Below are 26,265 nucleotides of genomic sequence, written 5' to 3'. Positions count from 1 at the left end.
GATAATCATGGATTTAAAAACGTTAACGTATATTGTCGTATTCAGCAGCTTTGCTCTGTACTTCGGTATTGCTTGGTGGGCTCGCGCTGCCAGCACTAGTGAGTTCTACGTAGCAGGTGGTGGTGTTCATCCTGTACTAAATGGTATGGCAACAGCCGCTGACTGGATGAGTGCTGCGTCATTCATCTCGATGGCTGGTTTAATCGCGTTCTTAGGTTACGGTGGATCTGTATTCCTAATGGGCTGGACAGGTGGTTATGTACTGTTGGCGATGTTACTGGCTCCTTACTTGCGTAAGCACGGTAAGTTTACAGTACCTGAGTTCATCGGCGATCGTTACTACTCAAACACAGCTCGTGTTGTAGCTGTTATCTGTCTAATCATCGCTTCTCTGACTTATGTAATCGGTCAGATGAAAGGTGTTGGTGTTGCATTCTCCCGTTTCCTTGAAGTTGACTACGGTCTAGGTCTTGGTATCGGCATGGTTGTAGTATGGGTTTACGCGGTAATGGGTGGAATGAAGGGTATTACTTATACTCAGATCGCTCAGTATTGTGTACTGATCTTTGCTTACACTGTTCCTGCGGTATTCATCTCTCTACAACTGACTGGCAACCCGATTCCACAGATTGGTCTGGGTAGCAAAATGATTGGTGAAGAGATTTACCTGCTAGACAAACTGGATCAGGTTTTGACTGATACTGGTTTTAAGGCGTACACCACTCAGTCTCTAGGCAGCACATTGAACATGTTCATGTACACATTGTCTCTGATGATTGGTACAGCGGGTCTGCCTCACGTAATCATGCGTTTCTTCACAGTACCTACCGTTAAAGATGCTCGTTCATCTGCTGGTTGGGCACTGGTTTTCATCGCTTGTCTATACACTGTTGCTCCTGCAGTTGGCGCAATGGCTCGTATGAACTTGATGGATACTCTGAAGCCAGTTGCTGGCCCTCTGGAATATGCAGAGCGTCCACAGTGGTTCAAGAACTGGGAAAACACAGGTCTTTTGGCCTTTGAAGATAAGAACGGCGACGGCAAGATTCAATACACTGCTGATGCTGAAACCAATGAAATGGTTAAAGTTGACCGTGACATCATGGTACTGGCTAACCCTGAGATCGCTCAATTACCTAACTGGGTAATCGCATTGATCGCAGCGGGTGGTTTGGCAGCAGCACTGTCTACAGCGGCTGGTTTGCTCTTGGCGATATCCTCCTCCATCTCGCACGATTTGATGAAAGGGGTGCTGATGCCCAACATGACGGAGAAGACCGAACTTATGTCGAGTCGACTGGTTATGACGGGCGCAATCCTCGTGGCAGGTTATCTCGGTCTGAATCCACCCGGATTCGCAGCGGGTACGGTGGCACTGGCCTTTGGTCTGGCAGCTTCCTCTATCTTCCCTGCGTTGATGATGGGTATCTTCTCTAAGAAGATCAGTGGTACTGCAGCAGTATTGGGTATGTTGTCAGGTATCAGCATCACATTGTTGTACGTGTTCCAGCACAAAGGAATCATGTTTATCCAGGGTACTGACTTCCTTGGCGACCTTGGTCCTAACTGGTTCATGGGTATTTCACCAGAAGCATTCGGTGCGGTTGGTGCAATCGTGAACTTCATCGTTGCCTTCGTTGTTACGAAGATGACTGGTGACGCTCCTAAGCACATTCAGGAAATGGTAGAAAACTTCCGTATTCCTTCAGGTGCAGGCGCAGCAGACACAAGCCACTAAATTTTAGTGCTCGTGATTGCTTAAGAGAAAGGCTCCTTTAATGGGGCCTTTTTCATATCCGCAAGACTAATTCGCCAGCCTTTGACTAGCGTCAACCCTCACCGCAACTCGATATACGATACTTAACCGATCAGCTCTGAACAGGTGTCAACATGGATATTGAACTTAAAGAAATTTGTGATTTTATTTCAGAAGTTACCCCACTGGATCGGCTTCCAGCAGTCACTCATGAGGCCTTAACTCAGGAGATGCGCATTCGCTATCTGAGACGAGGAACCCCACTGAAATCCAGTGGAAAGTGCGATCAGTTAATGATTATTCGCAAGGGTGCAGTATCCTTGAAAACTGATGATGGAAAGCTAGTGGGCAAAGCAGCTGAAGGCGATCTGCTGACTTTATTTATGCAAGAACCTGCCCTACCAACCCAGACCGGCGATGTCACCGAGGACTTGTTGGTTTACACCATTGATACCCAAGCACTGGATGAGATCCCTTGCTCGCCAGGTAGTGATGATCGCTCTGTGCTGAGTATGTTGATTCAGCATATTCGTGGCGGCCTCACCGAGAATTTACACCCGACGCCTGAAGATACAAAAATGGCGTCGGCTTTGATGTATAACACCATTGAACACATTTACAGCGCACCGGCGATAACCATTGCTAGTGGCTCTACGATTCGTGAGACTTCCGTCAAAATGTCGAAGCATCACGTGTCGAGCATTATGATTACTGAAGACGAAATGCCAATTGGCATCGTCACGGATACGGATATTCGTCGGGACTGTGTGGCTCAGGGCCTATCAACTGATACCGCCGCCGACCATATAATGTCGCCCAGCGTGATGTCGGTAAAACCCGATTTAAATGCCTTTGATGCTTTGATGTTAATGACCCGAAAAGGCATTCACCATTTGCCAGTCATTGCTGAGAATAAGCTCTTGGGCATGGTCACCTCGACCGATTTGATTAAATTTGAAAGTAAGAATGCGGTCTACTTAAGTAGCTCGATTAGCCGTGCACCCAATGTCGCCGCCCTATCTGAGCACAGCCGACTGATTCCGCAGCTGCAAGTCCAACTGACTGATATGAATGCTACGGCAGATCATATTGGTAAAGCGGTCAGTGCAATGAATGGCGCGATTACTCGCCGCCTGATTGAGATGGCCGAGAAAGAGTTTGGCCCACCGCCAGCGCCCTATTCATGGGTTGCCGCTGGCTCTCAGGCCCGACGCGAGCAAACTTCACATACCGACCAAGACAATGCATTGATCATTTCCGATGAGCTTAATCCTGCGGATATGGAATGGTATGCCAAGCTGGGTAAGTTCGTTTGCGATGGTTTAGCAGAGTGCGGCTTTATCTACTGCCCCGGCAATATCATGGCGATGAACCCGGAGTACCGTCAAACTCAATCGGTATGGGATGGCTACTTTAAAAATTGGATTGAGCGCCCCGACCCACAAGCTTTGCTGAATGCCAGCACCTTCTTTGACTTCCGTACCGTGTATGGCGATGAACATTTACTGGATGAGATTCGCGAGCGTATGTTGGCTCGCAGCCGCACCAGCACCCTATTCCTCGGACTGCTGGCGAAAAACGCCTTACAACTTCGCCCGCCACTCGGCTTCTTCCGTGGCTTTGTATTGGTTGATGACGGCGAACATAAAGATACTTTGGACTTAAAGCATAATGGTACTGCGCCAATTGTGGATCTCGCCCGTATTTATGCGCTATCTGAAGGTATCTCAACCGTCAATACCCGCGAGCGAATTCAACAAGCGGCCGGAACCAACTCCTTAAGTGAAGACGGTGCTGCTGACTTACTCGCCGCTTTTGAATACATTGGCGAGCTGCGTATTAAACACCAAACCCGCCAACTGAAACGCGGTGAGGCGGCGGATAACTTCCTGCCACCCAAAGATATCCCTCAACTGGAACGCGAATACTTAAAGGATGCCTTTAAAGTGATTCAAACTATGCAGACCAGCATCAAAATGAAATATTGAGGATAAAACTCTGTGAATATACTGAATCGGTTACTTGGCTACGAACGCACCCGTTTACGCTTATTACAAAAAGCACCGGCCGGGCCGCTCAGGGATTATTTGTCGGTGCCATTTCCGGATATGAAGGCACCGATCTCAGAGACACCCATGCTGTCGCTGGACTTTGAAACCACCGGACTCGTGCCCAGCAAGGATCAGATTCTCAGCGCCGGCTACCTGAATATTGATCATAATGAAATTATTCTGAAATCAGCACATCATACCATTATTGAAACCCAAGGTGCGCTGAGCGAGCAGAATGTGGTAATTCATCAGATTACGGATGATCGCAAGGATCGCGGAGAGAGCCTGGAGCAAGCAGTGAGCGACCTGCTTAAAGCACTCACCGGACGGGTAATGCTGGTTCACTTTGCCCGTATTGAGCGTAACTTCTTAAATCATGCCTGCATGAAGTTGTATGGCATGGCACCGGTTTACCCAATCATTGATACCTTTGCCCTCGCCAAGCAGCGCTTGGAAATGAAAAGTGCGGGTTTTGATCCTTCGGAATTGCGCTTATCAGCACTGCGCAGTTCGGCCAGCCTACCCCGCTATAGTGCCCATAATGCGCTAACGGATGCGATTGCCACCGCAGAGTTGCTACTAGCTGAGATCGCAATGATGAATTCCAAACAATCCCCGAGTTTAAAAAGCCTTCTACTGTAAAGTGTAAACGAGCTGCTATAATAGCCCGCATACTTACAGAATTTAGCGTGCTTTTTGAGGAACCACCATGTCCGTTTTTTTATTAACTTTTCTGATTCTTTGTTTGGTTGCATTTGGTATGTCACTCGGTGTTATATTAAACAAACGGGAATTGAAAGGTAGTTGCGGAGGCTTGGGTAATATCCCAGGCGTTAGCAATGACTGCTCTTGTTCTAAGCCTTGCGAGAAACGCAAAGCGCGTATGCAAAAAGAACAGGATTCCAGTGAGCCAGAAGTAAAGGAGTCACCGATCGAGTTTAGAAAACTCTGAATGGGTTGTAAGCGATCACCCCTATTTTAGCCATCAGGAGATACATCAATGCAGCAAAAACTTCATGTCAAAAATTACTTAAATCCAAATTTTATTACACTGAAGCCTGAGCAATACATTAAAGACGTTATCTTCGTGTTTAATAAAAACAAGATTTTTGGTGCTCCAGTGATGGATGATTTAGGCAATCTGGTAGGAGTTTTATCAGGTTCTGACTGCATTCAGGCCTCCATTGAAGCCAACTTTGACCCTGATTCTCGCCTGACTGTGGCAGATCTGATGACGCGCGATGTTAAAACCGTCGATGCCAGTTATAGCATTTTGTATATCGCTAAAGAATTTATGCAAACGCCTTACCGCTTTTTCCCGGTAATGGATGACAATCGCGTTATTGGTGTGATCAAGCGTGACGATATTTTGCGCGCAATTTCTGACGCATCCCGCTAATTACCAACTGCTTAAATAGAGAAACATTATGACCGTTCGAGCGTTTGAATCGCATTTCCCTACTATTCCAGACTCCGCTTTTGTGGATGAATCGGCAGTGGTTTCGGGTGATGTGGTTTTAGGTGAGCATGTTTCTGTTTGGCCTTGTGCGGTCATTCGTGGCGATGTGAATTACATCCGCATTGGTGACCGCAGTAATGTTCAGGATGGCTCAGTACTACACGTTACTCATGCTAATCCTGACTTTACCAGCAACACTGGCGCCGCGTTGATTATTGGCGAAGATGTTACAGTCGGGCACAAAGTGGTTCTACATGGTTGCACCATTGGTAATCGTTGCCTGATCGGCATGGGCGCGATTGTGATGGATAATACGGTCGTGGAAGATGATGTGATGATTGCCGCTGGTGCTGTCGTACCTCCGGGTAAGACACTGGAAAGTGGTCATCTGTATGTCGGTAATCCGGCACGTAAAGTACGACCCATTAGCGATAAAGAGCGGGCTTTTCTAACTTACTCACCGTCTAATTATATCAAGCTAGCAGCGCGCACCCGAACGGATCAAGCGAGCCACTAAAACAAACCTTCAGCGAGTGCCGATTAGAGCTGTTTTAGAAAATCGGCAATCGCCAGAGGGACTTGCCTTAAAGAGCGCCCTCCTACAAACATCCCAATATGGCCAGTTTCTACGGCCAGTTCTTCATATAGCCTCGCATCGACTATTGAGCTTAGCGCTTTGGATGAATCCGGCGGCACCAAATGATCCCGAGACGCATAGATATTAAAGACAGGCATTGTCAGCTTTCTCAAGTCGATAGCCTTCTCAGATAACACCAATCGCCCATCACATAAGGCATTTTGCTGATAACACTGATGCACAAATTCTTTAAACAAACGACCCGGCTGATCTGGCGAGTCTTCAATCCACTGCTCCATGGCCATAAACCGCTCGGCCATGCGCTGGCCATTAGTGGAGTCTTTAATCGTGGCACTATCCAGCAAATCCAGATATTTTTGAATACTTAGCGTCATAGGCTTTAAAGTTAAAAATACCTGAGCCAACATAGCACCCGATAGATTCATGCCTTTCTCACACACCGTCTCCAAATCTAAATAGCGTACCCACATGCTTAGCGTATCGTCTGCAGTATGAAAATCCACTGGCGTTACGGTAGTCACTAGAGCGCGGATTTTTTTGGGAAACATGGCGCTATAACACAACGCAAAGACACCGCCTTGGCAAACCCCCATTAGATCAATCTTGGGCGCTTGCGATAGGTCACGCATATAATCCACACAATGGTCGAGTGACTGATGCAAGTACTCACCCAAGCCCAATGCACTATGCAACACAGTAGGCGCTTTCCATTCCAGTAAATAGACGCTAATGCCCTGCTCTAATAAGCCACGAATCGTTGAGGTATCAGGGTGTAAATCGAGGATTGAAGGCCGGTTTACCATGGCATACACAATCAGCATGGGAGGCTTCGGGACACCGGAGGGGTCAACACTTGGCAACGGATGATAGTGATAGAGTTCACCCAGCGGAAAATCCAACACTAAAGAGCGCGCTGACGTGGGTCGCCAGGGTGCTTCCTGCTGATGTAAAAACCATGACGCATTGCCAAGGCGTTCAAACATCGTATCAGCCTCAGATTGGATATTCATCAGGTCATTAACCGCGTTTTTTATCGACGCACTTTAGTGTAAGTAATGCTCGATTTAGCTCACTACTTTGCTGCAATATTTTAGCATAATGGCGACACACTGATTCTTGCCTAACATACTGCAAATACTGAGTATCAAACAACGCAATCCATTGGCTAAATGCCTGCTTTGGATTACTCGCAATCAACGCCGATTGCTGCTGTTTAAACTGCATAAAGAGAAGCTGATAAAACTGCATAAACTCATTTTGAAACGTTTGTAGTGTCTCTAAAAAATCTCTAAGCTGCTTTTCAGAAACACCGATATTTATTTGTTTTTCTTGCTGAATTTTTTCCGTTGTAAGCTCAAGCCACTGATAGTGCTGATCGAATAACTGCTGCCCTTGTTCGATCATTGCCTCATCGGCCGCCAGACTTAACAGAAACTGTTGGTACGCCACGCCAGCATAGCGCATTTTTCTCACAATCAACGGTTCCGCTACTGCTGTTTGTGAGGAATTAGAATCGTCTGCTGGCTTCATTCTACCTTATACCGCGCGCTCAATTTGTAGTAGTATACATAACATCAACGAATGAACCTATTTGGATTCATCGGAAAGGAATAAGAGTTTTTATGGATCAAGCAATACGTCTAATTAAAAAATACCCCAACCGCAGACTTTACGATACGGAAGGTAGCCGTTATATCAAGCTAGTTGATATAAAAACTATGATTGAAGATGGCCTTGAAATTAAGGTCATAGATAGTCAAACCGAACTCGATATTACTCGCAGTATTCTGTTACAAATTATTTTGGAACAGGAGTCGAATGACGAGCCGCTCTTCACCACAGACAGCCTTGAAAAATTCATTCGTTATTATGGTGAAAACTCTCGTGAAGGTTTTAGTGACTTCATGAACAAAAATCTGCAATTTTTCCATCAACAACAGGTCACCATGCAACAGCAGATGAAGGATTTGATCACAACTAATCCGATGGATTTCTGGAAGCAGTCAACTGCTAAAAATCTGGAAATGTGGAAGCAAGTGCAGGATCGTTTCTTTAAAACCGCTAATCAGGACGATACCACCAACAAAAAATGACAATAGCAATCATTACGCACAGTGATTGCCTGAAACATGAGATGGGGATAGGCCACCCAGAAAGACCCCAACGCATACGGGCAATTGAAGATCAGCTGATAACTTCTGGAATCGGGGACTTCATGCATTATTATGATGCCCCATTAGCCACACCGGAACAGCTTGAGTTGGCTCATAGCCGCAAACATATCGATTACATTTTCGGGAAGTCACCACCTGATGACTCGATGATGGCTCATATCGACCCCGATACCTTTATGAATGAATTTACCCTGCAGGCCGCGTTACGGTCGGCGGGCTCCGCGATCTCTGCGGTGGATAAGGTATTGGGCGACAAGACTGAGAAACGTGTGTTTTGTAATGTGCGACCGGCAGGCCACCATGCTGAGCGTGATGCTGCGATGGGTTTTTGCTTCTTTAATAACGCCGCCATTGCTGCTCGCCATGCGGTTCGTGATTATGGGCTTGAGCGTGTTGCGATTGTCGATTTTGATGTACACCACGGTAATGGTACTGAAGATATTGTGGGCGATGACCCGCAAATTTTGTTCTGCTCAACCTATCAGCATCCGCTCTATCCAGAGCGCGCATTGCCTAGCAAGCCCGGCTTCTTAATTAATGCCCCACTCCCGGAAGGTGCAGGTGGTGCAGAATTTCGTGAGACCATCACAGAGCATTGGCTGCCAGAACTCAATGCATTTAAACCTCAGCTAGTTATCATTTCGGCAGGCTTCGATGCTCACCTTGAAGATGAAATGGCGGGTTTGCGCTTAGTTGAAGCAGACTACGCTTGGGTCACCAAAGAGTTGCGTAAGATTGCTGACGAGTATAGCGAAGGCCGCATTATCTCATTACTAGAAGGCGGCTACGACACCTCGGCGCTTGCCCGCAGCGTCGTTGCACACCTCAAAGTATTAATGAATATCTAAACGCTATCGTGTTTCAGGCGCATTACCCTAATCAGGCGATGCGCTTTGAAACAATCTTAATATTCATATCTTCAGGGTCGTTTGCGACCACAAAGCCCAAAGACCGCATTAATCCCAGCATTTTGAAGTTATTAGAAAGCACTTCCCCTTCAATCACACTCAGCCCTTTATCCTTTGCCACTTCAATCAACTTAGTCATTAAGCGATGCCCTAAGCCCTGATTTTGTCGTGCATCAGAAACCACTAAGGCAAACTCACAACTAACGTGGTCAGGGTTCGATAAGTAACGAGCCACACCTAATACTCTAGTCTCTTCAGACTCCTCGACAGCCACTACGGCCATCTCCAAGTCATAGTCAATTTGCGTAAAGCGCACCAGCATTTCACTGGATAGGTGCTGTAAAGCATGCATAAAGCGGAAATACTTCGCTTCAGACGATAAGCTATCGACAAAGGTTGTCACCAAACTGGCGTCATCTGGCCGGATAGGTCGCAAGACAATATCGGTACCATCGGCTAACTGCTGCTTTTCAACCACTCGCGCAGGATAAGGGTGAATCGCCATATGCGCATATTGGCTATTAGACACCTTGGGGTACATCACCCGGATGTGTGCATCCACAGCGATAATGCCATGCTCGTCCGCAATTAAAGGATTGATATCCATCTCTTTAATCCACGGCAACTCACAGGCCATTGCCGACACCCGAAGTAATACATTCACGATGGCATCCATATTAGCGGCAGGCATATTGCCAAATTCAGCCAGTAGCTGCTTAACCTTGGTACGGCTAATCAGCTTTTCAGCCAGCATAGAGTTTAGCGGTGGCAAGGCAACGGCATTATCGCGCATAATCTCGACCTTCGTGCCACCACTACCAAAGCTAATAACAGGGCCGAAAATGGAGTCAAACTTCAAGCCAATCATCAGCTCACGGCCATGTGGTGAGATATGCATTTTTTCGATCAAAATGCCGTCAACCCTAGCATCCGGACGCTTGGCTTTTACATTATCGATAATCTCACGGTACACATTACGTACTTTTTGGGCGCCTCGCACATTCAGCACCACGCCGCTCACTTCCGATTTATGCGTGATATCCGGCGATAAAATCTTCATCACGACTGGAAAGCCGATAGAGGTTGCAATGATTAATGCTTGCTCTGGCGAGGAAGCCACGCCATTGCGCACCGTATTGATCGCAAAGGCTTCTAATACCGCCATCGCTTCCTGAGAGGTCAGCGAGTTACGCTTCTCGGCTAAGGCTGATTCAATAATTAAGCGTGGCGCATCAACATCCGCACGCTCATGGCCGGTGGTGTATTTACTGGGCGATTGGAGTAACAATTTTTGATTAGTTTGATATGCCACCAAAAATGAGTAAGCACTCACGGTGGTTTCAGGGGTTTGATAGGTTGGAATACGCGACTTTGCTAACAAGACACGGGAAGACTTGATTTGCGTGCCCCCCATCCATGAAGTCAAAATAGGCTTTTTATGCTTCTCAGAGACTTGAATAATGGCCTTTGCCACATCTTCGGCATTCTCCAAGGCTAACGGCGTAAAGAAAACAATCACACCATCAACGTCTGCATCCTTCAGGCAAAGATCAACCGCTTTGGCATAACGCTCAGCTGTTGCACTAAACTGCAGATCCAACGGGTTGTGAGCGCGTAAATTACCACCAATTAAGGTACTTAACTGCTTTTTGGTCTCATCCGATGGATTAGCTAAGGTTAAGCCAATATCGACCGCGTGATCTGCTGCCAACGCACCAGGGCCAGCACCATTTGTGACAATCATTAAGCGTTTGCCAGCACTCTTATAGCGAGAGGATAAGATGCGCGCTGCCGCAAACAATTGATTAAATTCATTAATACGCACAACCCCTGAGCGGGAGAGTGCTTCTTCAAAGACTTGATCGCTACCTACCATGGCACCAGTGTGTGACATCGGGGTCTCAGTCCCGACATGGTAACGCCCTACTTTAATGGCGATGACTGGCTTGATGCGAGCAGCCGCACGCAATCCGCTCATAAAGCGCCGCGCATTATGTAAGCCTTCCAGATACAACAAAATACTCTGGGTATCGGGATCATTAACCAGAAAGTCTAAAATCTCACCAAAATCAAGGTCTGCAGAGCCACCGGTCGAAACCACTGCAGAAAAGCCGATATCATTGGAATCAGCCCAATCCAACATCGCACTACACACTGCACCTGACTGAGAAACAATGGCTAAGTTGCCGCCGATACTCTTACTAAAGCTACAACTGATATTTAATCCGGACTTTGGGCGGATAAAGCCGCTGGAATTGGGGCCAAGTAAGCGAATACCGTAGTTTTTAGCGATTTCGACGACTTTTTCTTCGAGTGCAGCACCAGCGGAGCCTGATTCACCAAAGCCCGCCGAAATCAGTACAACGCTTGAGACGCCATGCTCGCCACATTGCCGCATGATTGACAGTACATTTTTAGCGGGCGTTGTAATAATGGCTAAATCAACCTGCCTGCCTAAGGTTTTCAGGTCGGCATAACACTTATAACCCTGCACTTCTTTGTGCTTAGGGTTAATCGGGTAGATATCCCCCTTAAAGTCATTATTTATCAAATTCTTAAAGACGGCATAGCCGACTGACTTAGTGCGCCCGCTAGCACCAAACATCGCTACCGATTTTGGTGAAAACATTGAGCTTAGGTAATGTGGCCGCATGGCTTTTCCTACTTATAATATCCGTAAACTTAATTATAACTATTAAGTGGTTAATATATAGATATATTTCTGACAGAAGATTGGCTTTCATTAATATAAGCCCCTTGACACACCCGCATTCATAGCATAATTTGTGCATTGCAGCAAACTTCAATTTGCCCGCCTGGCAGAGTGGCGACAGGCGCCTCATCAAAACAAAAGGAACAAGATCATGGGAAATAAAAGAATTGCATTAGTCACCGGTGGCAACGGCGGTATCGGCGAAGCCATCTGTAAGGCACTGGCTGATAAAGGCTGTACTGTTGTTGCAGGCTACTACCCTGGCGATAAAGAGAATGCTGAAAAATGGCAGACTGAAATGAAGGGTAGTGGCTATGACGTAGAGCTAGCCGCTGCTGATGTCGCAGATTTTGAACAAACCCAGTTAATGATTGCGAATGTTGAAGAAGGCGTTGGCCCAATCGATATTTTGGTTAACTGTGCCGGTATCACACGTGATAGCAGCCTGAAGAAGATGGATGTTAGTGACTGGAACGCGGTTATCGACACTAATTTGAACAGTGCCTTTAATGTCACCAAACCAGTAATTACTGGTATGATGGGGCGCGGATTCGGTCGAATTATCAATATTTCTTCGGTTAATGGCCAGCGCGGTCAGTTTGGTCAGCCAAACTACTCAGCGGCTAAAGCGGGTTTGCACGGCTTTACCATGGCTGCTGCGCGCGAAGGTGCACGTAAAGGTGTTACTGTTAACACAGTATCACCAGGTTATGTCGCCACAGCGATGACCTCAGCAATGCCTGAAGCTGTTCTGGAATCAATTGTTAATGAAGTACCGATGGGCCGCATGGCACAGCCAGAAGAAATCGCACAAGCGGTTGCCTGGCTCGCTGATGATAACTCTGCCTATGTAACTGGAGCCAATATCCCAGTTAACGGCGGACTATTCATGAGCTTTTAAGCTTTAAACATTGGGAAGGAGAGCATTTTATGAGTGATGATGTAGTAATTGTTGCCGCCGGACGTACCGCAGTTGGCTCATTCGGCGGCAGCCTTGCCGGTTTACCTGCAGTTAGCCTTGGAGCAACAGTCGTCGCTTCACTGTTAAAGCAAACCGGTATTGACGCTGGCACCGTAGATGAAGTTATTCTTGGTCAGGTATTAACCGCCGGCGTAGGCCAAAACCCTGCTCGTCAAACAGTGATTGCGGCTGGCATGCCAGAATCAGTCCCTGCGATGACGATCAACAAAGTCTGTGGTAGTGGTTTGAAGTCTATTCAACTGGCTTATCAGGCAATCAAATGCGGCGATGCTGACATTGTGATTGCGGGTGGTCAGGAAAACATGAGTGCGTCGCCACACGTGTTACCACACTCTCGTGACGGCCAGAAGATGATGGACTGGAAAATGAAAGATACGATGATCCAGGATGGATTGTGGGATGCTTTCAATGACTATCATATGGGTACAACCGCGCAGAATATCGCGGATAAGTACGAGATCAGCCGTGAAGCTCAGGATCAGTTTGCCGCTGCTTCTCAACAGAAAACAGAAGCCGCACAAGCTGCGGGTAAGTTTGATGATGAAATCGTTCCGGTTTCTATTCCACAGCGTAAGGGTGATCCGGTTATCTTTAATCGTGATGAGTTCCCACGTGCAGGCACCACTGCTGAGAGCTTAGGCAAGCTACGTGCTGCTTTCTCACGTGATGGCACAGTAACCGCTGGTAATGCGTCTGGTATTAACGATGGTGCTGCGGCGGTATTAGTAATGAGCGCAAGCAAAGCCGCTGAGCTTGGTTTGACACCATTAGCTAAGATCGTAGCGTATGCTTCAACGGGTGTTGATCCTAAGATCATGGGTACCGGGCCTATTTCTGCTAGCCAGAAATGTCTGAAGAAAGCAGGCTGGGAAGTCTCTGATTTGGATTTGGTTGAAGCCAATGAAGCGTTTGCCGCTCAAGCCCTATCTGTGAATATGGATATGGGTTGGGATCCTGCTAAGGTCAACGTTAACGGTGGAGCCATTGCTATTGGCCACCCGATTGGCGCTTCCGGAGCACGTATTCTGGTTACCTTGCTGCACGAAATGAAGCGTAGCGACGCTAAGAAAGGTCTTGCCACGCTTTGTATCGGCGGCGGTATGGGTATTGCGCTAGCAGTAGAGCGTCCATAATCCCAGTACCAAAACATGTTTGCGGTTAGCAGACGAAACAAGGCCCGGTTTGCAGCAATGCACCGGGCCTTGTTTTTGGTGCATCAAATTCAGTATAAATAACGAAGACATTACAGATAATTTAAATTAATGGGACAAACGGTAGCTTAGCCACTAGTATAGAGCTCCGTGTCGTTCGATTAATTAGCTGCCAGAACCATCCCAAAAATCAGATAGCCCCCCCCTAAGCGTTTGATTTTAAGGAATGTTTTCTATTCACACTGATAAGAAAACTGCTCATCCAACCATCGAGCAGGAAATGTGTGCTATTTACTCAACATTGCCCTTACAATATACCTTATCTACATAGAATCAAGGATACAGCTATGCATCTAACCCATGTTACGCAATCACCTGAGCCGTCTATACCATTGAGCCTTGCCGCTAAGCAGGGAGAAGGCAGCAGTAAGCCAAGCCAATCAGCTGATGACAACTCGTCTCGTAACAGTAAACTTGCGAACATTCTGATTGCAGATGACTCCAATACCGAACGTACACACCTCAAAAAGGTGCTGGAATCGGCAGGTTATCACGTGTTAGTCGCAAGCTCCGGGAAGGAAGCGTTGAGCATTGCCCAAAGTGAGCTGCCGGACCTGATCTTACTGGATATCATTATGGAAAATGGCGATGGCTATCAAACCTGCCGCTCGCTAAAGCGCAATGCCGTCACTGAACATATCCCAGTGATTATGGTATCCAGCAAAAGCAATGCGGTTGATCAACAGTGGGCTAAAAAGCTCGGCGCGCTGGACTACATCATTAAACCGTATAGCGACCAAGAATTACTCCAACGCCTGAATGAAGTCTGATTTATGACTGCTGATATGCAAGCAAGCGAGACTGAAGAGTCAACGGCGATTACCCTATTCTCCTACACGGTTGAAGGCTTTAACATTCTTCTGGAGCGAGACCTGAAGACGGAGATTATCGAACAGCGCAATATTTTCCCGATTCCGCATGCGCCCAGCTGGTGCAGCGGCATGATCAGCTTACGTGGAAAACTAATCCCCGTATTGAATTTACATGGCTTATTAGCCAACAGTACGCAGGCAGCGGGCAAATGGTTACTGGTGGTTGAGTCCCAACCTTTACCACAAATTGCAATTCGCATTGATAGCTTACCCAGCCAGCGCCAGATCGAGCCGAATGACTTCACCGCAGTCTCTGGCGACGCTCTGCCCAACTGGTTAATTCAGCAATGCACTCTCTCTGGCCATACATTCTATCGGGCCAATCATCACGAATTGTTCGAACAACTCATTCATGAGAATGATACACAGCAAAGCGCTCTGGAAATTGAAGTATGAGTACACAGGTAAAGCATGAAATACAAGGCGGTATTTTATCCATTCGTTCACGGGTGGCACTGTCAGTTACCGCACCACTGCTAATCTTATTGCTAGTGAGTGTGATGAGTTTATGGGCCCTGATCAATGGCTCGGAAGCGCTCGGTAACCTCAATGACTCCAGTATTCAAACTCAGCAAACCACTCAGATTAAAGATACACTGCAAGATGAGATCATTACACCGCTGTATAACATCCGGTCTGCATCACTCTCGCCGGCATTGGGCTTAAGCCGTCTAAAGTTTGATCGTACTGATTTTGATAAAGAGTGGGATACTTACCTCAGCTCACTCGGTAACAGCAATCCTGATACTGTCGCGGAAATGGCTCGGGGTAAACGATTTTTAGACCAAGGCCTTGATAAGCTCTTTAATGTGCTGGCGCGAACAAAATCAGATAACCTCAGCGAATTCGTTAAGGCTAGTAGCTACTTTGTGGTTAACGAGTCCTCAGGAATGGGCTTTGTATTTGACGATATTTCGGGTTTAGCCAGTACCTTGAACAATGCGCTCAAAGATCAAATCAATAAAAATCGCCTGAGTAACCAGCAGGTTTATAATGAATCTAAACATAATATCGATCTATCAACCTCGACCATCGCGACGGTCATTCTACTCGGTTTGATCTTCATTCTGGTATCCGGAATTCTGTTATATAGCTCGATAGCACGCCCAATCGACCACCTAAGACAAGTGGTTAACCAGTTGGCTCGCGGAGACTTAGGCATTCGCTCACGGCTACGCGGTAATGATGAATTAAGCCGCCTGGGTGATGCATTCAACTCAATGATGGACGAACGTAGCGCACTGAAAAATCAGGTAGATAAAGATAATGAAGCCATAAACCACTCTGTATTCTCCTTGCTGGAAGCCGTTTCTGATTTAAGTGACCGTAACCTCACCGTTCGCGCCATCGTTACCGAAGATGCTACCGGCCCATTGGCGGATGCGATTAATCAGCTGGCTGAGGACACGACTGAAGTATTGAACCGGGTTAAAGAGATTGCCGCATCGGTACAAGAAACGGCGGAATCGGTTAACCAACGCTCGCAGTCTGTAAGCCGGTTAGCGCTTGAAGAGCATGCTGAAGCAACTGAAACAGCCAACCAAATTGAGCACATTCGTAAGCGTCTTGCCAGCATTGCCTCGGCTGCAACTCAAACCAATGAGGTGGCTGGCGTAACCTCTAACCGTACTCAGAATGCGTTCCAATCGGTATCCCGCTCAATGAGTAGCATGACGGATATCCGTAATACGGTACAAGATACGGGTAAACGGATTAAGCGCTTGGGAGAGCGTTCGCAAGAGATCAGCTATATCACCGACATCATTAATGGCATCGCCGAGCGAACCACAGTATTGGCATTGAATGCCAATATGCAAGCCATGGCAGCCGGTGATGCAGGTAAAGGCTTCTCTGTGATCGCCGATGAGATTCAGCGCTTAGCAGAAAGCTCACGCGAATCAACCAGCCAGATTTCTACGTTGGTTAAAAACATCCAGCAAGAAACCAAATCAACAATTGCGACCATGGATCACACCATTGAGCAGGTAGTTGAAGGCTCCGGGCTAGCTGATGAAGCGACTCGCCAAATGCAGGAAACCCTCGAAGCAACCAACCAATTAACCGCCTCGGTTAATGACATCGCCAGCGCCTCACACGAGCAGATGGAGATGAGTAATACCCTGCAAGCACGTGCTACCCGCATCGTTGAGACCACCACGGCAACGGGTAAAGAAATGGTTGTGCTTACTGAATTGACCGGCGACATGTCTGACTATGCGAAGCAGCTGGTTGACTCGGTTAACGTCTTCAAACTTGAAGCCTGATATGCTGAACGGGAAACGTTGATATGATGACCGATTACGCACAGGAAATGGCTGATGAACTTGAGGATGTGGCACTTCAACTAGCCGGTCTTGGAATGTTTGAGGCAGAAGATACTGGGCCAGCTGCCGAAGCTGTTATTGCTGAATATCAGCGATTAAAAATGGCCGCTGAAATGCTGGAGTATGCCCCGCTCCAGCCGCTAAGTGACTGGCTAATAGAGAACACAGAAACCGCAGCCAAGCAAAATGAGACCTTTGCCAGCTTACAAAATGGTGGGCTCTTTTTTGAATGGGCTGAATTACTGGCTGCCAGCCTGCGCCAGCAAGATACGCTACTGCTGCCAGAGTTAACCAGCTCACTGACTCATCCGGATTGGCCAAACGAGTTGCCCACGGCTATCTTAGAGTCGTTATTACTGTCTATTGCTCAACCGAATGGTACAGCCACCTCAACAGATGAGTTTGAAGCGGTAAATGACGGCAGCGTTGAGGCGCAGGCTAATGAAGTCCCAGCGGCAGTAGAGCCTCAAACAACTAGCCAGTATTCAATACTTTGGGACCCGGACATTCACCCGGAAATACTCAGCGCATTCTTATCCGATACACCTGACCAAATTGCAGAGACGACTTCCCTGCTCCAGACCATCGCTCAAGGTAATGGCACTAAAGAGCAGCATCAACTCGCGGCCAGACTCACCCATACCATCAAAGGTGCTTGTGGCGTGGTGGGTGTTACGTCGATTGCGGTACTAACCCATCAGCTTGAAGAAATTCTAGAATACTCGGTTGATAGCAAACTCCCAGCTGAGACACAGGAGCTACTCGCAGAAGCCGCAGATTGCTTGGATAGCATGAGTGACGCCATGCTCAATAACCAACCGCTGCCACCCGAATTTGAGCCACTACTTGAGCGGCTAGACGCCACGGCTAAGTACTTAAAATCAGCAGAAGCCGAACTTGATGACGATGAAGAAGTTGTCTTTGAAGCACCAGAGTCAAGCAACAAACCGCAAGATAATAGCAAAGAGCTAGCAAAGCCTGAGAATAAACTCACTGCGCCTTCTGAGTCTGAAAATATTCTGCTGTCTACCCAGCTCATGGCTGCTCAAATGCTCAATGAGCCACCGACCAAAAATTCCGCAAGAACTAGCCGCGCACTTAGCAATGAGCCATCAATGCGGGTACCCATCAGCCTGATCGATGACCTGCTAAACCTTGCGGAAGAGCTAGTCACCTCAACCAGTCAAATCAATGATAAGGTCAAACGGGTACTGAACCAGAGTTATGAATTGCGCCAACAAGATGATCGTATCAGTAGCAACCTCGACGAATTAGAATACTCTATCGACCAGCAATTCCGACAGGTTCGCCAACAAACTCAGAATAACTCCGACTTTGACCAGTTGGAGCTTGAAGTTTACAACGAACTGCACAGTGTGCATGGCTTATTGAGTGAAACGATTGCGGATAATCGCGAAATCGAACGCAGTATGCAGCAAAATATTCGCGAGCTTAGCGATCAACTGCATTCGCAGCAACGCATTAACCGCGAGCTGAATGCCACCATACTCGATACCCGCATGGAGTCACTGGAAACCTTGGCACCACGTTTGGAGCGTATCGTTCGTGAAACCTGTCGCCAGACCGACAAGCAAGCTGACTTAAACATTATCGGTAGTAATTTGGCGGTGGATACTGACATTCTAAAAGGACTGACAGATCCCCTGCTCCACCTGCTTCGCAACGCGGTCGATCACGGTATTGAAACACCGGAGCAACGACTTGCTAGTGGCAAGCCAGAAAGTGGCCAGCTTGAGCTAAGCTTTAGACAGCAAGGCCGCTACGTAGAAATGACGCTGAGCGATGATGGCAAAGGCATGACTGCCGAAGCTATTTACGAGCGCGCTTTGCAATTAGAACTCGTTTCACCCGATCAAGCCTTAAGTGAAACGGATAAATTACAGCTAATTCTGTTACCGGGCTTCACTACTCGTGATGTCGTCAGTGATATCTCCGGGCGTGGCGTGGGAATGGATGTGGTACGTGATGCGGTCTCTCGTCTACGTGGCACACTCAAACTGGAATCAACGCCCAATGCGGGCAGTCAAGTCCATATTCGCCTGCCATTAACACTGGTCGCCGCCAATACGCTAATGGCCAAAGTGGCTGGCAATACGGTCGCCATCCCGGTTGATAGTATTGAGCGCTTGCATACCCTGGCGCCCGGCAGCATTAACTCAATTGATGGCAAGCTAACCACCGATATCAACGGCAAAGATTATCAGGTTAGGCAGCTCTCTGAGCTATTAGGCTGGGGAAATCCTGCGCCCGATCGGCAAAAAGCCCATAATGTGGTTTTAATTGAGCACCTCAATCAATCCTATTCACTGATTGTAGATACTGTATTGCAGCCCCGGGAAGTGGTCGTAAAGTCGCTTGCACCGTGGCTCAGTAGCGTGCGTGGTATCAATGGCGCTTGCTTATTAAGTGATGGTGCGGTGGCTGCAGTATTAGACTTACCGCGTTTAATACAATCTCAACAAGCAACGGTCGCATTTAGCCGTGAAAAGCCCAAAGTACAAGAAAATGCCTTAGTGCTGATTGTCGATGACTCAATGAGTAACCGCAAAGCGTTGAGTATTACCGCAAAGCAACTGGGTTATCGCACGGTCACCGCTATTGATGGCGAGGAGGCGCTGGAAGAAATTGCTAAAGCGGTTCCCGATTTAATCCTTAGTGACCTTGAAATGCCGCGAATGAACGGACTGGAACTGGCGAAAGCGGTACGAGCAAATACTGAACTTAAGCGCATCCCGTTTATTATGGTTACCTCACGCGCGACCAATAAACACCGTAAACAAGCGCAATTGGCTGGCGTTAACGACTATCTGGTTAAGCCGGTTGACCGTGATACGCTTCAGACATACATTGAAAAATGGTTAAACTAACGGCATCCAGATTATGAGTGAGTCCAAACTTTCCATGACACCACCTGCCAACCCCAGTGCTGATATTAGTATGTGCTTTATCGGGCTGCCGGATGCTGACCGGGCAACCTTTGAGCGTGTGGTGAGCTTTTGCGCCGCAAAAGGGCAACACTTCAAAATTACCAGCGATACGGCTGCTAATATTCTAGTGACTGATGATAATGACTCTGCGATTGCTGCAGCTCAGCAAATACAAGGTGACAATACCTTGCTGGTAGTTACCGCCAATAAAGAATGTACGGCGGGTGACTTTCAGCTGGTGCGTCCACTATTGGTTACGCGCGTGATGCGCATGATGGAAAACTTGAGTAAGCAAGGTGGCAAGCAACCTGCAAGCTCAGCTCCTAGATCTTCTGCCGCTGCAACTAAAGCTCCCAGAGCAGATGAAACGACAGCCTCACAATCAGCTACAGCTGCTATCAGCGACCAGAGCAAACCAGCTGCAAGCACAGTCGCACCCAAAAATTCCTATCTCGCCTTAATTGTGGATGACAGTGCCCCGATCCGTAAGCAATTAGAGATTGAGTTAAGAACGTCCGGTATGCGCAGTGAATTTGCAGAAAGTGGCGAGCGTGCTTTAGAGATGATTGGCAGCAAGACCTATGACCTGATTTTTCTGGATATTATGATGCCAGGCATTGATGGCTATGAGACTTGCGGCAAAATTCGCAGTAATCCTCAATATAAAAAGACGCCTGTCATTATGCTAAGTGGCAAGACTTCACCATTAGATGAAGTACAAGGCGTGATTGCGGGTGCATCGACGTATCTAACCAAGCCGATTAAGCACGATCAATTTCAGAAAGTAACCCATCGTATCACCCGTTGGCTGGATGAGTTTCGTAAATAATAAACGATACAAATTTCAGGCATAAAAAAGCTCCCAAATTGGGAGCTTTTTTGTACTCAGCCTAAATTACGACTGATCGTTATCGTTCTTTGGAGCTTCAGGTGCCTTTGGAACAGCATCTGTTGCAGGCTTAGCAGCAGGTGCTTCGGCCTTTGGTGCGACTGGCTTTGTTGGCTCAGCTGGAGTTGCCTTTGCCGTTGGCTTAGTCTCAGCTTTCGGCTTAGCCACTACTTTAGTTGCAGTACTCTTAGTCGCAGTTGATGGCTTAGTAGCTGCCGTCTTTGAAGCCGTTGCAGACTTAGCCGCAGTCGTTTTCGTTGCTGTCGACTTAGTTGCCGCAGGCTTAGCCGGTGCTTTTTTCACTGCTGGCTTTTTAGCCGCTGTTTTACGCACTGGTGCTTTTTTAGCAACTGGCTCTAAAACAGTGTACTCAAGCTTCGGAACAGGCTCACCCTTCTTACACTTCACATAAGTACCCGGTGCATCCTCGATCACTTTCAGAGGACCAGCACCTGGAATACGTGCGGCAATCGTTGAGTCATCTTGTGAACGAACCCAACGCTCCCACTCAGGCCACCAAGAACCAGTGAATTGCTCAGCATCATCTGCCCATGCGACTGGATCATCCGGCAAATCATCCGTCATGCGGTAGCCGTATTTTTCCTGTGTTGGTGGATTAACGATACCCGCAATGTGACCAGAACCACCCAGAATAAAGCGAACTTTGCCACCTAGCAGCTTGGCACCTTTATAAGTCGATAACCATGGCGCAATGTGATCGTCTGCCGCAGAGATAAAGCATGCTGGAATATCAATCTTAGACAGATCAACATCAACACCTGCAACACTCAGAGCTTGTGGCTTGCACAGCTTGTTTTCCAGATACAGATTACGTAGGTACCAAGAGTGCATCTTAGCGGGCATACGCGTTGAATCAGAGTTCCAGAACAGCAAATCAAATGGACGTGAATCATTGCCCAACAGGTAGTTGCTGATGTAGAAAGACCAAATCAAGTCATTGGCACGCATCAGGTTGAATGCGCCAGACATGCCCGCGCCATCCAAATAACCCTGATCATTCATTCTTGATTCAAGATTCTGCAGCTGGCCTTCATCAATAAAGACGCCTAACTCACCTGGATCAGAGAAGTCGAGCATCGTTGTGAAGAAGGTAATACTCTTGATACGATCATCGTTTTTCTGCTTCATGTAAGAAAGCGTCAAACTCATCAGCGTACCGCCGATGCAGTAACCAATCGCATTCATTTCGCTTTGGCCGGTGATTTTCTCAACCGCATCCACAGCAACCAGCGTGCCTTCAGTCATGTAGTTTTCAAAGCTAACATCACCATAAGTCTCATCCGGATTAACCCAAGACACAACAAATACAGTGTGGCCTTGATCCGTCAGCCATTTCAGCAATGAGTTCTTAGGCTGCAAATCCAGAATGTAAAACTTATTGATCCAAGGCGGTACGATCAGCATTGGACGCTTCAGTACTTTATCCGTCGTCGGCGTGTACTGAATTAACTGGAACATGCGGTTTTGGAAAACCACTTTACCTGGTGTCGCACCAACGTTTTCACCCAAAACAAAGGCTTCAGTGTCCGTCATTTTGATGTTTAGCTGGCCGGTACCTGTATCCAGGTCCGCCATCATGTTTTTCAGGCCATTAACCAGGTTCTCACCTTTAGTTTCCAGCACTTTTTCGATAACAGCAGGGTTAGTCGCCGCAAAGTTAGTTGGCGACAACGCATCCAAATAACGCTCTGTGAAGAACTCAACTTTTTCAGCGGTTTTCTCATCCAAACCTTGAACATCAGTCACCACATCGCGCATCCACTTGGATGTCAGCAGGTAAGACTGTTTGATGGTGCCAAAGACTGGGTTGTTGTTCCACTCCTCATGCTTAAAGCGGCGATCGCCTGCATTCTCAGTAATAACTGGTGGCGCAGCCTGCCCTAACATGGAGTTAAATACTTGCTGTGTCAGTGCGACTGAGTCCTGCCAAAATTGCATATTGGCATCAATCAGTTTCTTCGGGTCGCTACTGACTGCTTTTAACCATTCTGAGTATGCTTCAGACAGATTAAATGGGTCCAGGTTTTTGCTTTCTTTAGACGAAACAAAATCCTTTACTAAATCTTGGATATGTTGGAAATTTTGCTGCATGGCTTCTGTCGCTGCGGCCAAATTCTCGGCGGCGGCATCACGTTGTTCGTGTTCAGACATTATGATTCCTTTACTCAATTGACACAGGTGGCATTATCGGTGGCTATATCAGTAGTCGTATCCACACCAAACGATCTTCATTAGCTTATCAGCAATAGAGATTAGATCAAATGTCTGAAATGCTGCACATAATCAAAAATCTATTGCGATTGCGGTATTACCGCTAAATTTTGTATAACTTGGATTAGCATAACAGCTTATTGTGCAGCGCACAATAACACTCATTTAAAGAGTACATGCCTGTTTTTGTTGATTTAGATCATGTCACAAAGTGGCATTTAGAGGCTATACTTTATGAAAATCTAAAAAGCTATTATATCGACGGCTAATAGAGACAATTAGCCACAGCACTTAGATTCTGATCGTCAAAATGTTAGTATGCTATTTGAATTGAGTTAGGAATCCACGCCAGTGGGCCCTAGTTTATGTTGAGTTTTATCCCAGGGAGAAATGCACTTATGTCTGAAAGAACTTACCCGGTTTCGGCTGAATTTGCTGCACAAGCAAACATCAACAAAGAACAGTACGAAGAAATGTATGCACGTTCGATTGACGACCCTGAAGGATTCTGGGCTGATCAGGCAAACAAGTATGTCACTTGGTTTAAGCCATGGTCTAAAACGCTGGACTGGAGCTTCGATCAGGAAGATTTGCACATCAGCTGGTATAACGATGCCAAGCTAAACGTCTCCTACAACTGTATCGACCGTCACCTTGAAAAGCGTGCCGATCAGGTTGCCATTATCTGGGAAGGCGACAGCCCCGAAGATACCCGCAAGATTACCTACCGCGAACTGCACGAAGAAGTCTGTAAGTTTGCTAACGTTCTAAAAGCACGTGGCGTTGAAAAAGGCGATCGCGTTTCTCTATACCTCCCAATGATTCCTGAAGCAGCCGTTGCAATGCTGGCTTGTACACGTATCGGTGCGGTTCACTCGATTGTATTTGGTGGCTTCTCTCCCGAAGCACTGGCTAGCCGTATTCAGGATTCTGATTGCCGCGTTGTCATCACCGCTGACCAATCTATGCGTGGTGGTCGTCGTGTACCACTGAAAAGCAATGCAGATGTCGCATTGGCTCACTGCCCTAACGTACATACCTGTATCGTTGTTAAGCGTGGTGGTGACCCAGTTGAGTGGAACGAAGGCCGTGACGTTTGGTACAACGAAGTCGTTGATGCGGCAAGTGCTGAGTGCGAGCCTGAGGAAATGGATTCAGAAGATCCGTTATTCATTCTATACACATCTGGTTCAACGGGCACCCCGAAGGGTGTTCAGCACACAACAGGTGGTTACTTAGTTCAGGCGGCAATGACGCATGAAGCCGTATTTGACTATAAAGACGGTGATGTTTACTGGTGTACAGCGGATGTGGGCTGGGTAACCGGTCACACTTACATCGTATATGGTCCACTGGCTAATGGTGCAACGACTGTTATGTTTGAAGGTATTCCAACTTACCCAAGCATTTCTCGTTTCTGGGATGTCGTTGATAAGCACAATGTCAGCATTTTCTACACAGCGCCTACGGCAATCCGCTCCCTAATGGGTGCTGGTAACGAGCCAGTTGAGTCAACCTCTCGTGCAAGCTTACGCGTACTGGGAACGGTTGGTGAGCCAATCAATCCTGAAGCATGGGAATGGTATTACAACGTGGTGGGTAACGGTAAGTGCCCAATCGTTGATACTTGGTGGCAGACTGAGACCGGTTCTCACATGATGACGCCATTGCCAGGTGTTAATGCACTGAAGCCAGGCTCTGCAATGCAACCATTCTTCGGCGTAAAGCCAGTGCTGCTGGATGATGAAGGTAACGAAATTCTAGGTAACCCTGCTGCCGGTAACTTGGCAATTGACCGTCCTTGGCCTTCAATGCTGCGTACTGTATTTGGTGATCACAAGCGTTTCTATGAGACGTACTTCTCCATGTTTAAAGGTTACTACTTCACTGGTGACGGCGCACGTCGCGACGAAGATGGTGACTACTGGATCACCGGTCGTGTCGATGACGTACTGAACGTATCCGGTCACCGTTTAGGAACTGCTGAAATTGAAGCGGCACTGGGCTTACATGCAAAAGTGGCTGAAGCCGCAGTTGTTGGTTACCCACATGACCTGACAGGTCAAGGTATCTATGCCTACGTGACGTTGATGGATGGCGAAGTGGGTACTGATGAATTGAAGGCTGAGCTAGTGAAACTGGTTCGCTCTGAGATTGGTCCGATCGCTAAAGTTAACCTGATTCAGTGGTCTGACAGCTTGCCTAAGACTCGCTCTGGTAAAATCATGCGTCGTATTCTGCGCAAGATCGCAACCAATGAGATTGATAGCTTGGGTGATACTTCAACACTGGCTGATCCATCAGTGGTTGATGACCTGATTGAGAATCGCGAAAACGCTTAATTCTTTATTGAGTGTTTAAGCAGAGGCCCGGTGTAAAAACCGGGCCTTTTTTATTGCGTGAGATAATTGCTCTGGAAAGTCTTTTGAGTTTCTAAGCAGCTAACAATGCAAACTCTTAGTCGCTATGACTAAGGCTCTCAGAGTAGAAAGTCGTAAAGGCACTAACCGGCTCCCGAGGCGTTCGGTAGCTATTAACCAATGCCGACTTATCCTCATAGCCCAAAGCCATTCCGCAAATCAGTCGCTCATCATCACTGGAATGCAGCAGACCTTTCACCACATCAGGGTATTCAGCAAGGGATGCCTGCGGACACGTTGCCAACCCCTCTCCCTCTGCGGCCAGCATAATGGACTGCAAAAACATGCCGTAATCCATATACGAGCCTGTTTCCATCACCTTATCGATATAAAACAACATCATCACTGGCGCATCAAAGGCACGGTAATTAGCCGCCCACTGATCTTGCTGGCGCTGCTTATCTTCCCGTTTAATATCCAAGGTGCCATACATTTGCAAGCCACAAGCACGACGACGATCTATATACGGCGATTGCCAGGTCAGCGGATAATAAGTCACTTCCATAGCCTGCTTTTGACCACTGCGAAATGCGCCCTCTAGAGCCTCTTGCATCTGCTGCTTGGCATTACCGGTTAACACCACTACTCGCCATGGCTGGGTATTGGTCCCTGAAGGCGAGCAAGCAGCTGCTTCCAGTATCGACTCAATCTGTGACTGGCTGACGGGCTTGTCCAGATAAGCACGGACTGACTTACGGGCTTTCAACGCGTCGTTAACGTTCATCTCT

21 protein-coding genes are annotated in these 26,265 nt (G+C 47.4%); 16 read left to right on the top strand and 5 right to left on the bottom strand.

Annotation, left to right across the window (positions count from 1 at the left end; genetic code table 11):
* The first annotated feature begins 7 nt into the window (after positions 1–7).
* From LEUMU_RS0106505 to LEUMU_RS0106480, 6 genes are all read left to right on the top strand, one after another.
* Positions 8–1,738: a sodium:solute symporter family protein gene (locus LEUMU_RS0106505; RefSeq protein ID WP_022951470.1), complete on the top strand. Its 1,731-nt coding sequence runs from the start codon at positions 8–10 to the stop codon at positions 1,736–1,738.
* Positions 1,739–1,890: 152 nt separating this feature from the next.
* Positions 1,891–3,744 (top strand): putative nucleotidyltransferase substrate binding domain-containing protein, encoded by a 1,854-nt coding sequence (locus LEUMU_RS0106500; RefSeq protein ID WP_022951469.1) that lies wholly within the window; start codon positions 1,891–1,893, stop codon positions 3,742–3,744.
* Between the two features lie 12 nt (positions 3,745–3,756).
* Positions 3,757–4,449 (top strand): exonuclease domain-containing protein, encoded by a 693-nt coding sequence (locus LEUMU_RS0106495; RefSeq protein WP_022951468.1) that lies wholly within the window; start codon positions 3,757–3,759, stop codon positions 4,447–4,449.
* Between the two features lie 67 nt (positions 4,450–4,516).
* Complete coding sequence (gene nqrM, locus LEUMU_RS0106490; protein WP_022951467.1) at positions 4,517–4,759, top strand: (Na+)-NQR maturation NqrM; 243 nt, start codon at positions 4,517–4,519, stop codon at positions 4,757–4,759.
* Positions 4,760–4,807: 48 nt separating this feature from the next.
* On the top strand, positions 4,808–5,206 hold the full coding sequence (locus tag LEUMU_RS0106485) for a CBS domain-containing protein (protein WP_022951466.1): 399 nt from the start codon (positions 4,808–4,810) through the stop codon (positions 5,204–5,206).
* Positions 5,207–5,234: 28 nt separating this feature from the next.
* Entirely contained in the window at positions 5,235–5,783 is a 549-nt protein-coding gene (locus LEUMU_RS0106480) for a gamma carbonic anhydrase family protein (protein WP_022951465.1), read from the top strand.
* Positions 5,784–5,806: 23 nt separating this feature from the next.
* Here the strand turns inward: LEUMU_RS0106480 and LEUMU_RS0106475 are convergent, their stop codons facing one another.
* Together LEUMU_RS0106475 and LEUMU_RS0106470 are read right to left on the bottom strand one after the other, a co-directional pair.
* Positions 5,807–6,874, bottom strand: coding sequence for an alpha/beta fold hydrolase (locus tag LEUMU_RS0106475; protein ID WP_022951464.1), 1,068 nt, complete (start codon positions 6,872–6,874; stop codon positions 5,807–5,809).
* A 7-nt stretch (positions 6,875–6,881) separates the two neighbouring features.
* Positions 6,882–7,394, bottom strand: coding sequence for a hypothetical protein (locus LEUMU_RS0106470; RefSeq protein ID WP_022951463.1), 513 nt, complete (start codon positions 7,392–7,394; stop codon positions 6,882–6,884).
* Positions 7,395–7,486: 92 nt separating this feature from the next.
* On the opposite strand from LEUMU_RS0106470, the gene phaR reads away from it, so the two are divergent.
* Both phaR and LEUMU_RS0106460 read left to right on the top strand, forming a co-directional pair.
* Complete coding sequence (phaR, locus tag LEUMU_RS0106465; RefSeq protein WP_022951462.1) at positions 7,487–7,957, top strand: polyhydroxyalkanoate synthesis repressor PhaR; 471 nt, start codon at positions 7,487–7,489, stop codon at positions 7,955–7,957.
* Positions 7,954–8,886, top strand: coding sequence for a histone deacetylase family protein (locus LEUMU_RS0106460; protein ID WP_022951461.1), 933 nt, complete (start codon positions 7,954–7,956; stop codon positions 8,884–8,886). The genes phaR and LEUMU_RS0106460 overlap by 4 nt, the downstream gene beginning before the upstream one ends.
* Positions 8,887–8,917: 31 nt before the next feature.
* Here LEUMU_RS0106460 and LEUMU_RS0106455 read toward each other — a convergent pair whose 3' ends face one another.
* Positions 8,918–11,599, bottom strand: a complete 2,682-nt coding sequence (locus tag LEUMU_RS0106455; RefSeq protein WP_022951460.1) for a bifunctional acetate--CoA ligase family protein/GNAT family N-acetyltransferase — start codon at positions 11,597–11,599, stop codon at positions 8,918–8,920.
* Between the two features lie 211 nt (positions 11,600–11,810).
* On the opposite strand from LEUMU_RS0106455, the gene phbB reads away from it, so the two are divergent.
* From phbB to LEUMU_RS27815, 7 genes are all read left to right on the top strand, one after another.
* The gene (gene phbB / locus LEUMU_RS0106450; RefSeq protein ID WP_022951459.1) at positions 11,811–12,560 is read left to right on the top strand and encodes an acetoacetyl-CoA reductase; all 750 of its coding nucleotides are present in this window, start codon (positions 11,811–11,813) and stop codon (positions 12,558–12,560) included.
* 29 nt (positions 12,561–12,589) lie between these two features.
* A complete protein-coding gene (locus LEUMU_RS0106445) occupies positions 12,590–13,774 on the top strand; it encodes an acetyl-CoA C-acetyltransferase (RefSeq protein WP_022951458.1) in 1,185 nt (394 codons plus the stop codon).
* 365 nt (positions 13,775–14,139) lie between these two features.
* A complete protein-coding gene (locus tag LEUMU_RS0106440) occupies positions 14,140–14,622 on the top strand; it encodes a response regulator (protein ID WP_022951457.1) in 483 nt (160 codons plus the stop codon).
* Positions 14,623–14,625: 3 nt separating this feature from the next.
* Positions 14,626–15,120 carry a chemotaxis protein CheW gene (locus LEUMU_RS0106435; protein ID WP_022951456.1) on the top strand — a complete coding sequence of 165 codons (495 nt, stop codon included), beginning with the start codon at positions 14,626–14,628 and terminating at the stop codon, positions 15,118–15,120.
* A complete protein-coding gene (locus tag LEUMU_RS0106430; RefSeq protein ID WP_022951455.1) occupies positions 15,117–16,988 on the top strand; it encodes a methyl-accepting chemotaxis protein in 1,872 nt (623 codons plus the stop codon). Before LEUMU_RS0106435 ends, LEUMU_RS0106430 begins: the two co-directional genes overlap by 4 nt.
* Before the next feature lie 23 nt (positions 16,989–17,011).
* Positions 17,012–19,936 carry a hybrid sensor histidine kinase/response regulator gene (locus LEUMU_RS0106425; RefSeq protein WP_022951454.1) on the top strand — a complete coding sequence of 975 codons (2,925 nt, stop codon included), beginning with the start codon at positions 17,012–17,014 and terminating at the stop codon, positions 19,934–19,936.
* Positions 19,937–19,949: 13 nt separating this feature from the next.
* Positions 19,950–20,825 carry a response regulator gene (locus LEUMU_RS27815; protein WP_022951453.1) on the top strand — a complete coding sequence of 292 codons (876 nt, stop codon included), beginning with the start codon at positions 19,950–19,952 and terminating at the stop codon, positions 20,823–20,825.
* Between the two features lie 66 nt (positions 20,826–20,891).
* Here the strand turns inward: LEUMU_RS27815 and LEUMU_RS24970 are convergent, their stop codons facing one another.
* On the bottom strand, positions 20,892–23,057 hold the full coding sequence (locus tag LEUMU_RS24970) for a PHA/PHB synthase family protein (protein ID WP_022951452.1): 2,166 nt from the start codon (positions 23,055–23,057) through the stop codon (positions 20,892–20,894).
* A gap of 458 nt (positions 23,058–23,515) precedes the next feature.
* Here LEUMU_RS24970 and acs point away from each other — a divergent pair, with 458 nt between their 5' ends.
* On the top strand, positions 23,516–25,459 hold the full coding sequence (gene acs / locus LEUMU_RS0106410; RefSeq protein ID WP_022951451.1) for an acetate--CoA ligase: 1,944 nt from the start codon (positions 23,516–23,518) through the stop codon (positions 25,457–25,459).
* Positions 25,460–25,574: 115 nt separating this feature from the next.
* Here the strand turns inward: acs and LEUMU_RS0106405 are convergent, their stop codons facing one another.
* Positions 25,575–26,261 (bottom strand): nitroreductase, encoded by a 687-nt coding sequence (locus LEUMU_RS0106405; RefSeq protein ID WP_022951450.1) that lies wholly within the window; start codon positions 26,259–26,261, stop codon positions 25,575–25,577.
* Positions 26,262–26,265 lie beyond the last annotated feature (4 nt).

The sequence above is a fragment of the Leucothrix mucor DSM 2157 genome (assembly GCF_000419525.1).
GTDB lineage: Bacteria > Pseudomonadota > Gammaproteobacteria > Thiotrichales > Thiotrichaceae > Leucothrix > Leucothrix mucor.
This window is presented reverse-complemented; position numbering and strand designations above follow the sequence as displayed.